At 71.4% G+C, this 12,806-nt stretch carries 9 protein-coding genes and 1 pseudogene; 5 read left to right on the top strand and 5 right to left on the bottom strand.

From position 1 onward, the window contains the following. Nucleotides 1-252: 252 nt before the first annotated feature. Both ACIQKA_RS06145 and ACIQKA_RS06140 read right to left on the bottom strand, forming a co-directional pair. Nucleotides 253-1,776, bottom strand: coding sequence for an ATP-binding protein (locus ACIQKA_RS06145; protein WP_402540129.1), 1,524 nt, complete (start codon nucleotides 1,774-1,776; stop codon nucleotides 253-255). A 45-nt stretch (nucleotides 1,777-1,821) separates the two neighbouring features. After that, nucleotides 1,822-2,262, bottom strand: coding sequence for an AAA family ATPase (locus ACIQKA_RS06140; RefSeq protein WP_402540128.1), 441 nt, complete (start codon nucleotides 2,260-2,262; stop codon nucleotides 1,822-1,824). 470 nt (nucleotides 2,263-2,732) lie between these two features. On the opposite strand from ACIQKA_RS06140, the gene ACIQKA_RS06135 reads away from it, so the two are divergent. Then, complete coding sequence (locus ACIQKA_RS06135) at nucleotides 2,733-3,041, top strand: hypothetical protein (RefSeq protein WP_402540127.1); 309 nt, start codon at nucleotides 2,733-2,735, stop codon at nucleotides 3,039-3,041. 135 nt (nucleotides 3,042-3,176) lie between these two features. Beyond that, complete coding sequence (locus ACIQKA_RS06130; protein ID WP_402540125.1) at nucleotides 3,177-4,082, top strand: hypothetical protein; 906 nt, start codon at nucleotides 3,177-3,179, stop codon at nucleotides 4,080-4,082. A gap of 98 nt (nucleotides 4,083-4,180) precedes the next feature. Here the strand turns inward: ACIQKA_RS06130 and ACIQKA_RS06125 are convergent, their stop codons facing one another. Both ACIQKA_RS06125 and ACIQKA_RS06120 read right to left on the bottom strand, forming a co-directional pair. Further along, nucleotides 4,181-5,377: an IS110 family transposase gene (locus tag ACIQKA_RS06125; protein ID WP_402540124.1), complete on the bottom strand. Its 1,197-nt coding sequence runs from the start codon at nucleotides 5,375-5,377 to the stop codon at nucleotides 4,181-4,183. Between the two features lie 403 nt (nucleotides 5,378-5,780). Continuing rightward, nucleotides 5,781-8,048, bottom strand: a complete 2,268-nt coding sequence (locus tag ACIQKA_RS06120) for a LamG domain-containing protein (protein WP_402540122.1) — start codon at nucleotides 8,046-8,048, stop codon at nucleotides 5,781-5,783. A 288-nt stretch (nucleotides 8,049-8,336) separates the two neighbouring features. Here ACIQKA_RS06120 and ACIQKA_RS06115 point away from each other — a divergent pair, with 288 nt between their 5' ends. Next, complete coding sequence (locus tag ACIQKA_RS06115; protein WP_402540121.1) at nucleotides 8,337-9,857, top strand: hypothetical protein; 1,521 nt, start codon at nucleotides 8,337-8,339, stop codon at nucleotides 9,855-9,857. Between the two features lie 156 nt (nucleotides 9,858-10,013). Here ACIQKA_RS06115 and ACIQKA_RS06110 read toward each other — a convergent pair whose 3' ends face one another. Then, nucleotides 10,014-10,547: a hypothetical protein gene (locus ACIQKA_RS06110; RefSeq protein ID WP_383430076.1), complete on the bottom strand. Its 534-nt coding sequence runs from the start codon at nucleotides 10,545-10,547 to the stop codon at nucleotides 10,014-10,016. 495 nt (nucleotides 10,548-11,042) lie between these two features. Here ACIQKA_RS06110 and proP point away from each other — a divergent pair, with 495 nt between their 5' ends. Both proP and ACIQKA_RS06100 read left to right on the top strand, forming a co-directional pair. Continuing rightward, on the top strand, nucleotides 11,043-12,518 hold the full coding sequence (proP, locus tag ACIQKA_RS06105; protein ID WP_383152013.1) for a glycine betaine/L-proline transporter ProP: 1,476 nt from the start codon (nucleotides 11,043-11,045) through the stop codon (nucleotides 12,516-12,518). Between the two features lie 145 nt (nucleotides 12,519-12,663). After that, nucleotides 12,664-12,806 (top strand): annotated as a pseudogene (locus ACIQKA_RS06100) (BatC protein); the annotation flags it as partial.

Raw genomic sequence — 12,806 nt, 5'->3', positions numbered from 1 at the left:
CCCGCGCGGGCGCCCCACCCCACCTGCCCGGCCGTCCGCCTGCCCGGCCGTCCGCCTGCCCGGCCGTCCGGCGCCGGCCCGAGCGGACGACCGGCCGAGCGGACAATCGGCCGAGCGGACGAGCGGACGGGCGGACGGGCGGCCGAGCGGACGAGCGGACGACCGCCCGAACGGCCCCGCCCGGCACCCCCTCACGGCTGCCGGCCCGCCCGGAGGACCGGCCGCTCTCCGCCGTCGTACGTCCCGGGGTCCCTATCGGGGCTGTCGGGTCCCGTGCAGCTCCCTCTGCCACAGGGCCTCGCAGAGCAGGTCCAGGCCCTGGCGCAGATGGCGTCGGTAGGTGCCGTACGGAAGGCCGAGGCGCCGGGCGGCGGCCTCCTGGGTGGGCGCGCCGGAGAAGTGGCCCGCCGTCAGGGCGTCGCGGGCCCGCACTCCGCGCGGATCGCGTCCGAGGTCGTCGACGGCCTGGCGCAGCAGGGTGCGCAGTTCCTCCGCCGGGTCGGTGAGGTCGGCCGCCAGACGGGTGCGCAGCAAGGCGCAGGCGGCGAAGGCGGCCGTGTCCCGCCAGTGCGTCAGGGCCTCGCGCACGGCCTGGTCGAACGCGGTGCGCGAGGTGCCCGACGGGCCGGAGAGCACGGGCACGTCGGTGGCGGATATGAGGTGCCGGAGCCAGGTCTCGACGGGCACCCGGCGCCAGTCGATGCTGAACAGGCCGTACGTGTGCTCTCCGACCCGCGGCCGCGCACCGGTGTCGCCCATGACGCCCTCGAAGCGCGCGGCCCAGGCGTCGGCGTCCCGGTAGACAAGGAAGCCGTGCGCGCGGGCGCGGTCGCGGGCGGCCCCCGCCTGGGCGCGGGAGTTGCTCAGGTCGATGACGCGCGAGGGGATCTGGTACCGCTCGGGATAGACGGAGAAGCGGGTCATGCCGATGTTCTCGCCGGCGCCGACCGGAGCCGTGGCCGCGGCGTGCTCCCAGGCGGCCGCGACGACGGGGTCGGTGGCCGCCTCCTCGGGGTCGGGCGGGGCCGGCAGGGTGAGCCGGGCCGTGAAGGCCACCGTCCGGCCCGTGGCCACGAGGCGGAAGACGCTGAACGCCTGCGGCTGCCGCCGGATCCAGTAGCGGACCAGGTCGCGGGAGGCCGCGCCCTCGGTCTCCTCGGCCATGGCCAGCACGGTGTCGATGTCGTCCGGTCGCAGGGGGCGCTCGTGCACCTCGTCCTCGCGGTCCCAGGTGCGCAGCCGCGCCAGGCTCTCCACCTCCCTGAAGAGGTAGAAGAGTTCGTCGGTGGCCGCCCACACCTGCTCCTCGGGCGCCTCGCGCAGCATCCGCAGATACTCCTCCGCCAGCCGTCGGCGCATCGCCGTGAAGGCGTGCGGGGCCCGCCAGCGCAGATCGGCGGCCAGCGTCTCGCGGGCCGCGTCGTGCGGGTGGAGCCCCCGCTGCGTGGACTCCATGAAGGGCAGGTCCCTCAGCCAGGCGAAGAGCGGGTGCACGTCCTCCTCGGGAAACACCGAGGCCAGCAGTTCCTCGGACGTGGAGTGCGCCTGCGCCGCCACTTCCAGGGCGCGGCGGTGGGCCGCCGTGGGCACCTCTCCGATCAGCCCCGCCAGCAGGGTGCGCAGGACGTCGGCGGAAGGCGCCCGGCCCTCCTCCCCGCTCCAGCCCGCCGGTCCCGCGGCGGCGGCCAGCGACAGGGCCAGCGGATTGCCCCCGGCGAACCGCAGCACCCGGTCGCGCAGTTCGGGCCGGATCCGCGCCGCGGCGAGCAGGCTCATGGACTGCTCCTCGGAGAACGGCTCCAGTTCGGCGACGTGCAGCAGTCAGGCCCAGGCCGGATCGGCGGTCCACTGCGGCTGCGGCGCGAGGCGGCCGGCCAGTACGACCAGGGCGCCGTCCGCGGCGCGGGGCAGGAAGCGCTGCCACAGCCATCCCTCCAGCCACTGGCAGTGCTCGAAGGAGTCCACGAGGAGCACCGTGTCGGGAACGTCGAGGAAGCACGCGGCCGCGCGCTCGAAGTCGGCCGGGTCCCGGCTGACGAACCGTCCGTCGAGTTCGAGGACGGGCCGTCCCGCCGTACGCGCCCGGTCCGCCAGGCACCGCAGCAACGCCGACTTGCCGATGCCGCCCGGCCCGACCGCGTAGAACGCGAACGGGGCCCGCGGATCGCCGCTCAAGGCCTCTTCGAAGCGGCGGACTTCGGCCTCCCGGCCGATGAAGGCCCGTACGCGCGCACTGCTCAGTCTCTCTCCCACCGACACCATGGACGGCTCCTCTCCCCGTTTCCCCTGTGCGCCGGACGGCCGGCGTCCGGGCTCTCCTCCTCGCCCCGCGACGCGGTCACCGCCACGAGGTCCCACCGCTGCTCGGCTCTCTGCCACGGTGCCGGCCACCAGGCCTTCACAGGTCCGTGGAGCATCCCGGGAACGATCTCCGCGAGAGCCGGGACGAGCGCCATCAGAACCGCTCCGGCCGACGAGGTCAACCCCGGTGGGCCGCGGCCCGGTTCCAGGGGTTCGACACTCCGGCGAAGAGCACGCCCGTCGAACGCGAGGGCGGAAGAGCGGCGTGCGCGGTGCGCGACCGGAGGCGGCGCGGCCACGAACCACACGGAATGAACAATTGCGTCTGAGCTGCGGTCATGCGGGTAGGGAGGGAGAATCGCCGCCCTTTCACCCCATGGAGCGCGAGGACGTACGGCCTCGCACCCACGCCGCACGAGGAGATGCCCGCCATGAGCCCCACCACGGTCCTGCCCCTCCCCGGCCGTCCGGTGCGCACCACCACCCCGGCGTCCGCCGGCCTTCCGCCCTCGGCGCTCGACGCGATGCTGGACGCCACCTACGAGACGCACCGCCGTTTCCGGCACGGCGCTTTCGGCGAACCCTGCCCGACCTGCCACGTCCCGGCGGGCGAGCTCTGTCTGGCGCGTCGCAGTGTGCACACCGCCCGTCGGATGGCGCACCGGGTTCGGGTGGCGCAGGCCGGGCCGTTTCTCCGTATGACCGCGGAGGCTTCCCAATCTGGAAGTCAAGCGGCATGAGGTGTCGGCATACCTGTGAAAGTGCTCCACCGCATGCACCTGAAGGCGCACTGTGCTTGCCCCGCCGTCTTCGTAGGGGCCGCGGGGAGTACGCCACTCTCCTGACTCCTGCAGAAGCCGTGTCATCATCTGCGGATGCTGTTGCCACGAGCCCGCGCGGAGAGGATTGATGACAGGGAACTGGCTGCTCTGCTGGCCGACGAAGCGCTCCTGGAAATCCGCTCCCTAGCCCGGCGTGCCAAGACGGCACCACAGTCCGTCCCGGCTACTGAGGCCATCGACCGGATCAGGGTGCTGGCCGACTTCTGCCACGACATGCGAGGTGTCGCCGGGGGACCTGCCAAGCGGACGTTCTCCCGCGGTCGTCCGCCCAGTAGGCGGGAGCAGGCAATACGCAAGCGCCCGATGAGCTATCGGTGGAACGTTGCCAGTGAAGAGCGGCGTGCATGGATACTGCGGTACATCGACCAGACCGGGTACAAGTGGACGCCGCCGCGTCCACTGCCCACACCTCGCAAGGGCGCCTCGGAACCCAGCGTGCGCCAGCGTCTGGGCGCGCTGGCGGGCTGGCCGGTGAAAACCCCGGTCGGCCGTCGGCCGCTGCCTCGCCCAGCACGGGTTCTCAAAGCCCTTGACCGTGACGGGCTCTTCGCCCTCTACCAGGAGGCGGAGCGACTTCGCCTGGGGCTCGGTAAGAGCAGCCCGTGGTTTTATGCGCACCTCGATGCCGACTCCGCCTGCTACATCTTCCCCGACCCGGCCCCCTACTACTGGCCCGATGCAGATGCAGGACGCCACTGGTGGCAATGCCGCGTGCTGGTACGGATGACCGACGGCGAACAGGTGACCAGCTCCCTCGCCGTGCTGCCCGAGACCTTCACCACTCTCCCCTCGACTGTGCCCCGCCGCAGGCAGCGCCGCTTGGCGCTCACCTCCCGCCTGACCGAACGGGACGTATACCTCTGGGGCCGAGACCACGACACGGTCTGTAACCCCGATTACTGCGGATACACATCGCCCGGCGGACACTCAGACGCATAGACAGAAAGGGCCGGAATCAGACGCAAACTCATACGAACCGCATGGTCAGGGACAGAGCCTATGCATGCGCACCGAGTTGAGCACATTCACAGGCACACCTACGCATGAGAGACCGCAGGCGGGATGACCTCATAGCGGCGTCGCTCTCGGATGAGGGCCCAGAGGACGTTGACACGCCTGCGTGCCAAAGCGAGAACGGCCTGGGTGTGGCGTTTGCCTTCTGCCCGTTTGCGGTCGTAGAACCGGCGCGAGTTCGGGTCGGAACGGATGCTGAGCAGCGCGGAAGTGTAGAAGACGCGTTGCAGTCGCCTCTGGTAGCGCTGTGGTCGGCGCAGGTTTCCGCTGGCCTGTCCGGAGTCGCGTGGTGCAGGGGCGAGGCCAGCAAAGGCCGCAAGCGGGTCCGGCGTGGGGAAGGCATCCAGACTGCCGCCCACGCTGGCTAGGAACTCGGCGCCCAGCGTGCCGCCGATACCAGGCATGGACAGGATCACCTCAGCGAGCTCGTGCTCGCGAAACCGGCCTTCGATGAGCTTGTCGGTCTCCGTCACCTTCTCGTTGAGAGACATCACCTCCTTCACAAGGGTGCGGACCATCCTCGCGATGGCGGCCTCTCCAGCGACGGCGGTGTGCTGACGCTCGGCGGCCTCGACTGCTCTCGCCGCGAGAGCCTCAGCATTGCGCACCTTCCGGTTACGCAACCACGCCGTCGGGCGCCGGGTGCCCAGCCGGCGGATGACCGCCGGCGTCTGGTAACCGCTCAGCAGCACGAGCGGTCCCGCTGTGTTGAGTTCGAGCGACCGTTCCAGCGCCGGGAACATGCTTGTCAACAGCGATCGGAGGCGGTTGACGGTACGGGTGCGTTCGGTGACCAGATCGGTGCGGTGCTCCGTCAGCAGCTTCAGCTCAATGGCGGCTTCGTCACCGGGCCGGATCGGCTGCAGGTCCCGGCGCATACGCGCCTGGTCGGCGATGATGCGCGCGTCTCGGGCGTCCGTCTTGCCTGCTCCGCGGTAACCATCGGTGGCTCGGTTGACTGCGAGACCGGGAATGTAGACGAGCTCCTGACCGTGGTTCACCAGGAGGGCGATCAAGAGAGCTGGTTCACCGCCGGTCATGTCCAAGGCCCATGTGACTCGATCGCCGCCGGCGAGCTCCAGCACATCTGCGATCAAGGCCAGCAGCTCAGACTCGTCGTTGGCTACCCGTCGCGACAGCAGTGTGTCGCCCTCAGCGTCCAGGAGCAGGCAGTGGTGATGCCCCTTGCCGCAGTCGGTCCCTGCCCATACCCGGCTCATCGTGCTCCAGTCGTTCGTCCTCGTCTGCGTACCACGGACGACCTCGCCGGTATTGCTCTACACAGCGACATGTTCGCACTTCCCAATCGGCGGCCGAGTCGTCGTGGGGAGCGGGGCGGCCAAGCCTCCGGAACCACGGTCGGCAGCCAGCTGAAAGCCACACCCCGCTCCCCTGGGTGCCTCAACCCTACGAATGGCTGTGGTCAACCCGTGGCCAGAAAGGTAGAGCCAGCTGATCGCGTGGGCGGACGGCAGGGGGTGTGCGCGTGCCGGCCCTCGGCGGGGTCCGGGAAGGCGCCGCCGCGGAGAACGACCTGCCGGGTCGTGTCCGGAACGGGGCGTGCCCCGGCCGGACGGTCTTCGGCCGGGGCACGCGGGGTCGGACTGCGGACTTCTGGGGGGATCAGGCCTCCGGGGCCTTGAAGTGGCAGTTGGCGGACACGGGGGTGTTGCCGGTCGTCGCGTCGGCCGTGCGGACCCGCCAGCCGTAGCTGTGCCCGGGGGTGAGCCTCGGCGCGGTGAGCGAGACGGTGCCCTGGCCCTTGACCACGGTGCTCTTCGACGCGGGCGTGCCCAGGCTCAGGATCTGGGTCGAGGTGGTGTTGTCCCACAGGGAGAACTCGGCCCACACGTCCTTGGACGGGTCGGGGTGCCGGACCGTCGCAGTGGGGGTCGGCGTGAGCGTGACGGCGGTGCCGAAGGCGTTCCCGTAGTCGTCGCCGTGCTGGTGGCAGCCCTGGGAGTTCGTCCCCTCGATCCCGGCCATCGCGATGTTCTTGCCGGTGGGGGGCGCCATGGTCGCGGAGTACGAGGCGACCTGGTCGGCCCGCAGGGCGTGGCCGAAGGCCTCGGCCCGTTGGATGTGCCCCTTGAAGCCGGCGTTCCGCACGCCGCCGACGAGGTCCCGGCCGACGACGAAGGGGCCGTTCGCGCGCCACCTGGCGGTGTGCGTGGTCTCGGCCCTCTTCGTGCCGTCGACGAAGAGGCTCGCCTTGCCGGGGGCGGAGTCGTAGACGCCGGTGAGCCTGGTCCACTGGCCCTTGACCGCGCCGGGAGCGACGGCCTGGTCGATGTTCCAGCCGTCGGCGTCGGCCTTCGGCAGGACGAAGCGCCAGGAGTTGTCGCCCGCGTTGTAGAAGAGGATCACGCCGCTGACCCGGTTGCCGTCCTGGGACAGGACGGCGGACGTGCCCGCGTCGGCGTCGAGCTCGGCCCAGGCGGAGACGGTGAAGCTGTGGGCGGTGTCGAAGGCGGGGCCGCCGGCGGCCACGGCCTCGTCCACCCGGCCGTCCATGTACAGGGAGCCGCCGTGTTCGCCCGTCCGCCAGTCGCTCGTACCGTCGCCGCTCGCGCCGGTGAGCCCGGCCGAGCCGCCGGTGGTCGCCGTGGCGCCGCCGTCGAGCTTCCAGGAGACGGCCGGGCCGCCCTGGGTGTAGCCGTAGAGCGGGGTGTGGTCGGAGTAGGCGTCGTCGTCGGGCTTGCAGTTCTTGGCGACCGACTGGCACTCCGGCTGGTGTTCGGCCAGGTAGTCCGTGCTGTCGCCGAAATCGGTCCGCGCGTCGCAGCCGGTGAAGCCGTCGGTCGAGAAGAGGTGGTCGATCTTGGACGACGTCATGGCGTACGACTTGTAGCCCCCGTCGGGCCTCGTCGCCCCGTCGGTCCGGGTGAGCTTCGTGGCCTCGTTGACGGCGTCGTCGTACGTGCCGTCGTTGGGCAGGTACGCCCGCTGGTCGCACTCCGCCATCAGGCTGTAGAGCGGTTGAAGCGTCTCCTGGTCGCTGGTGTTGAAGTCGCCGCCCAGGACCACGGACGGGAACTTCTTCACCGTGTCCACGATGGTGCCGAGCTGCTTCTGGTAGTAGGCGTCGGCCGTCGCCGGCGAGATGGGGACCTCCCAGTTCGCCTGGGCCGGGTCGTCAGGGTCCTTCTTCTTCGTCGTGTCGGCGTGGAAGTCGGAGACGTGCGTGCTGCACAGGTGGCTCTCCCAGCCGGCCACCTCGGCGCAGAGGATGGTCCCGCTGTTCATGGAGAGGCCGGTGCCGACGGGAGTGCGGAAGTCGTCCTCCGACCGCCAGGTGATCCGCCCCTTGACGGCGATGGCGACGCTCAGCGTGCCGGTCAGGGCGTCGCCGCGGCAGTCCGAGCCCTCGGAGTCGACGAGTTCGGGGTCCTTGCGCTCGGGCTCGACCCCGTACTTGTCGTCGGGCCGGGTCACGCCCGCGGAGGCGAAGCTCCAGCCCTTTCCGGCGAGCAGCTTCGCGAGCTCGTCGAGGTGGCTGGTTCCGGAGGAGTCGCCCGGTGTCGTACCGGCACAGACCTCCTGGAGCAGCACGGCGTTGAGGTTGCGTTCGTCGATGAGCCTGACGACGCCCTCCATCTTCCTGCGGGGGCCGGTGACGTCGAGGATCGCGGAGCCGTCCGGTCTGTAGCGTCCGGTGGCGGCGCCGTTCCACCAGGGGCAGTACCCGGCCGCCGAGGCGTACGAACCGCCGGCCTCCCCGCACATGTTCCAGGTCGCCGCGCGCACCGACTCGCGGGTGTAGCCGGTCGCAGCCGCGTCACCGGGCCTGGTTTCGAGAGCCGCGGCGGGCGTCGCCACACCCCCGGCGAGGAGGACGACGGCCAGGACGGACGCCCACGCGTGCGGCCATCGGGCCGCAAATCTTCTCATGTCATCTCACAAGCGGACGTATGGGCGTCCGCGTTCCCCCACCCTGGAGGCCAGGACGGCCCCAGGACTCTAAAGGGCCTCCTCTCAGGTCGTTTCCCCTCCACTCCCGATCCGGAGAACGCTCCGTGGGCGGTCCGGCAGACCGGTCCGCCGAGACCGCCGCAGGACGGTGAACGACGGCGACGAAGGCGTACGCGCGCGGCCCTCACCTGCCCACGAGGAGATCACGCCCGTCCACTCGGGAGCACCCCATGAGCACAGAAAACGGCGTAGTGGCAGGATGACGCGGTGTCCGACTCCCTGCGTGAACCGTGGCTGCGCGGCCTCGCCTTCAATACGGCGGCGCCCTCCGACGTGCTGATACGCCTGCTGGACGGAACCGCCGGTGGGGCGGGCCTGCTGATGTGCGAGGGCCGCGACCTGCCCGACGCCGTCATCGACGCGGCCCTGCGCCACCCGGTCGGAGCCGTCCGCAGCGCGCTCGCCCGCAACCCGTACGTCGACCCGGTGTGGCTCACTCCCCTGGCGACGGATCCGTCGGGACTGGTCCGCGCGCACCTCGCCGGCGGTCCCCGGCGCCACCTCCGGCGGGTCCGGCCACTGCCGGACGACATCCTCGTGACGCTGCTGACCGCGAAGGACGGAGGAGAGGACAACAGACTCACCGCGGACGACATCGCCGGGAATCTCGATCTGTCCCGGCAGGTCTCGCTGTCCTTCCGCCGTTCCCTGGCCGACCGCGAGCACCCCGAACTCCGGAGACGAGCCACGTGGAGCTGGGAGTCGCTCACCCCTTCGCAGCGGGCGGGACTGCTCGACGATCCGGATCCCGCGGTCCGTGAAGAGGCGCGAAACCACAGCTGGGTGCTGGATCCGGAACAGGTGGAGGCCCGGTTGCCCTCCTACGAGCGGCGGGGCAGGCCCATGGTGTTCGGCAGGTGCGCCCTGTCCCCGGCGCTCGTCGAGCAGTGCTTCGCGGACGGCATGGTGCAGCCCCTGGCCGGAAACCGCCAGGCCCCGGCCCACGCCCTCGCCAGGCTCGCCCGCCATCCCCGGGCCGCGGTCCGCGCGTTGGTCGCCGTCCGCCCCGACCTGGGCGCGGACCTGGTCGCGGAGCTGAGCCGAGACCCGGACGAGGACGTGCGGATGCGCGCACGCCTCCAGCGCTTCTCCCGCACCTGGGCCGAGTACGACATGATCGACAGGGTCCTCGACCACGGTCCGAACTGCACCTGCCCGATCACCGCGCCGGCGATCCCGCCGTCACCCGACTGGTTCGCCGCCTGCGCCGCGTCCGGGGAGCCCGTGCTCCGCAGGGTCGCAGCGAGCTGGCCCGGCCTGCCCGGCGAACTCGTCGCGGCGCTCGCCCGGGACGAGGACGAGGAGGTACGGATCCGGCTGGCCTGCCACCACCCCCTGGCTCCGCCGCGCCTGCTCCTGGACGTCTTCGTCGCCCGCCCGGCCCACCGTCCGCACCTCCTGACCCTGCCCGCGTTCCCCCGCACCGGCACGAGCCACCTCGTCGGCCACCCGGACCCGCAGGTGCGCGCCCTGACCGCGGCCGACCCCGCCGTGCCCGATCCCCCGGTGGAGGATCCCGACGAGTCGGTGCGCCGGGCGGCCGCCACCAACCCGGGCCTGACAGCGCGGGTCCTGGAGGCGCTCCTCGCCGACCCCCGCACCGCGGAGGGCGCCGCGGCCAACCCGTCCCTCCCCGTCCCCCGCATGCACGCGCTTCTCGACCGCTGCCTGAACGACGCCCCCGCGTCGCCGACGACGGCTCAAGGCCGAGGGGCAGCGGACGCGTAGCGATCACCGGCGTGGCGGCCTCCGTCGGCCACCGGCCGGCGCCGACACAACGGCACCGGACGGGCACGGGCCCGGCAGGCGGCACGAGGAATCCTTACCGCCGAAGGCGCCGCCCGGGTCGGGGCGGGACCGTCCGGCACCGCGCTGCCGGCCGTGTCACCCGGGGAAGGAGAAGTAGAGCACCTCGCTGTAGAAGGACGCGAAGTGCCTCTGCCAGTCGGCTCGGACCGAGGCCAGCCAGTCGTCGTTCCGGCCGGCGATCGCCGCCTCGGCCCGGGCGACGACGTCGGGGATCTCCTTCGCCGCCAGGAGCCGCACGCTCTCTGCCGGATCGTCGTCCGTCATCGAGACGATCTCCCCGGTCTCCAGGATGAAGTACTTCGCCCGCTGCTTCTCGAGGTGGGCCGTGACCTTGGCGACGCATTCGGCGAACTCGGCGTCGTCCTCCAGGCCCTTGCCGACCACGTGCAGGAGGTCGCGCAGCAGCGTCGCCCCGCCGGCGTAGTCGGCGGCGATGCCGATCGGAGGGTTCCAGATCATCGACGGGACGATCGTCGTGCCGCGTCCCGCCATGAGCTTGTGCGCGAGGGGGATGTCCCCGTTGTGCTCCGATATGCATCGGATCGGCTTGGGGATCTCCGCCTCGTTCGGCATCGAATCCGCGGAGTAGAGATATGAACGGTTTGCCATGGTGGCGAAGCTAGCACCGGGGACCGACAACGCCGGTACCGTCGGGCTCCTCCCGCGCGGCCAGAACGCGGGCGGGCCTCACCGGGACGGGTGCCGGCCCGCTGCCGGTGCGTCGGACAGCCGCGAGGGCGAGTCCGGCGCCGGGGCCGGGGCGGGCGGCCGAGGCGATCGCCGTTCACCCCGCCGTCGCCGAGCAAGGCGCCGGACGGCAGCCGGTTGCCCGCGAGGCGCTCCGCCTCCCTCTCGGCGCGGTCCGAGGCCCGGCAGCGCATGGAGCCGTGTGCGCGGGGCCGTGTGCGCGGGGCCGTAAGAGGTTCACACGTGTGCCCCGGCAAACCCGGGGAAGCGGTTCCGACGTGCACCCGGTGATCGGCATGACGGACGATTGCCGAGGTGACGCATCGCTTATGAACACGAAAGGGGCGTCAGCGCGTGGCCCACGTACCTCCAGAGGACCCGACCGGCTCCCGGAGCCGCACACGCCTACCGGAAACGATCGCGAACGTTCCGGGGCACGTCCGTGAGGAGCTGGCGCGGCGGCTGCGCCGCAACAAGCGGGCCTACCGCGAGCAGGACATCCAGGTCGTCGAGAAGCCCCTCCTCAAGCGCGCGGTCGGGGCCTCGGCGCTCGGGAACTGCATGGAGTGGTTCGACTTCGGCGTCTACAGCTACCTCGCCGCGACCATCGGCAAGGTCTTCTTCCCGGGCGCCTCGCCGGGGGCCCAGCTGATCTCGTCCTTCGCGACGTTCGCCGCCGCGTTCGTCGTGCGACCGCTCGGCGGCCTGGTCTTCGGCCCCCTCGGCGACCGCCTCGGCCGGCAGAAGGTCCTCGCCACGACCATGATCATGATGGCCGCGGGCACCTTCGCGATCGGACTGATCCCCAGCTACGCCACGATCGGCATCGCCGCCCCCGTCCTGTTGCTGCTCGCCCGAATGGTCCAAGGGTTCTCCACCGGTGGCGAGTACGGCGGCGCCACCACCTTCGTGGCCGAATACTCGCCCGATCGCCGGCGGGGCTTCCTCTCCAGCTGGCTCGACTTCGGCACCTTCGTGGGCTACGCGATGGGCTCCGCGCTCGTCACCGTGCTGAACGCGGCGCTCTCGGACGAGCAGATGCTGTCCTGGGGCTGGCGCCTTCCGTTCCTGATCGCGGGGCCGCTGGGCGTCATCGGCCTCTACATGCGACTGAAGCTGGAGGAGTCCCCGGCGTTCCAGCAGCAGCTCGACGAGCACGAGAAGAACCTGGCGCAGGAGTCGGTCGGCGGCGAGTTCAGGACCATCGTGCGCGACCACTGGCGGCCGCTGCTGCTGTGCATGGGCCTCGTCCTGCTCTACAACGTCACCAACTACATGGTCACCGGCTACCTGCCCACCTATCAGACGGAGACCCTGGGCCGGTCCAGCACGTCGGCCGACGTGCTGGTGCTCATCGGCATGGTGTGGATCGTCCTCCTCATCACCTTCCTGGGCCGCCTCAGCGACCGCGTCGGACGGCGTCCCCTGTACGCGGTCGGCGCGGTGGCGATGATCGTCCTCGCGATCCCGGCCTTCCTGCTCCTGAAGGCGGAGGGGACCTGGCCACCGATCCTCGGCATGCTGATCCTGGCCACCCTGCTCGCCTGCTTCGCCGCGCCGAGCGCGGCGACCCTGCCCTCCCTCTTCCCGACGGCGGTGCGCTACGCCGCGATGGGCATCGGCTTCAACTTCGCCGTGGCGGCCTTCGGCGGTACGACTCCGCTCGTCACCGAAGCGCTGGTGAACGCCACCGGCAACGACATGATCCCCGCGTACTACCTGATGCTGGCCGGTGCGATCGGGCTGGTGACCGTCAGGTTCCTGCCGGAGAGCGCCGGGCTTCCCCTGCACGGCTCCCAGCCGATGGTCGGCTCGCAGGAGGAGCGGAAGGAGCTGATGGACACCTCCCGGGACCTCATCCGGTACGCCGAACAGGGGTCCCCGGCACCTTGAGCCCGTCCGCCCGCGGTGCCGGGCGCACTCCCCCGTACTCCCCCTCCGGTTGCCGCTCCGGGCCTCACGAGTGAGCTTGTAAGGGGTACGGGGAGGTTCCGAGCGGGACCACCGATCCCCGATCGTCCGATCCTCAGGAGGAAACATGGCTTACCCCGGGCAGGACCCGAACCAGCAGGAGGGCCCCGCGGACGGCGGTGCGGCGGGCACCCCCGGCGTGCACGACGGTGGTGCCGACGGCGGAGCCGAAGGCCCTGCGGACGGCGGCGCGGCCGGCACCCCCGGCGT

It is taken from the genome of Streptomyces sp. NPDC092045, assembly GCF_044756005.1.
In the GTDB taxonomy this organism is placed as follows: domain Bacteria; phylum Actinomycetota; class Actinomycetes; order Streptomycetales; family Streptomycetaceae; genus Streptomyces.
This window is presented reverse-complemented; position numbering and strand designations above follow the sequence as displayed.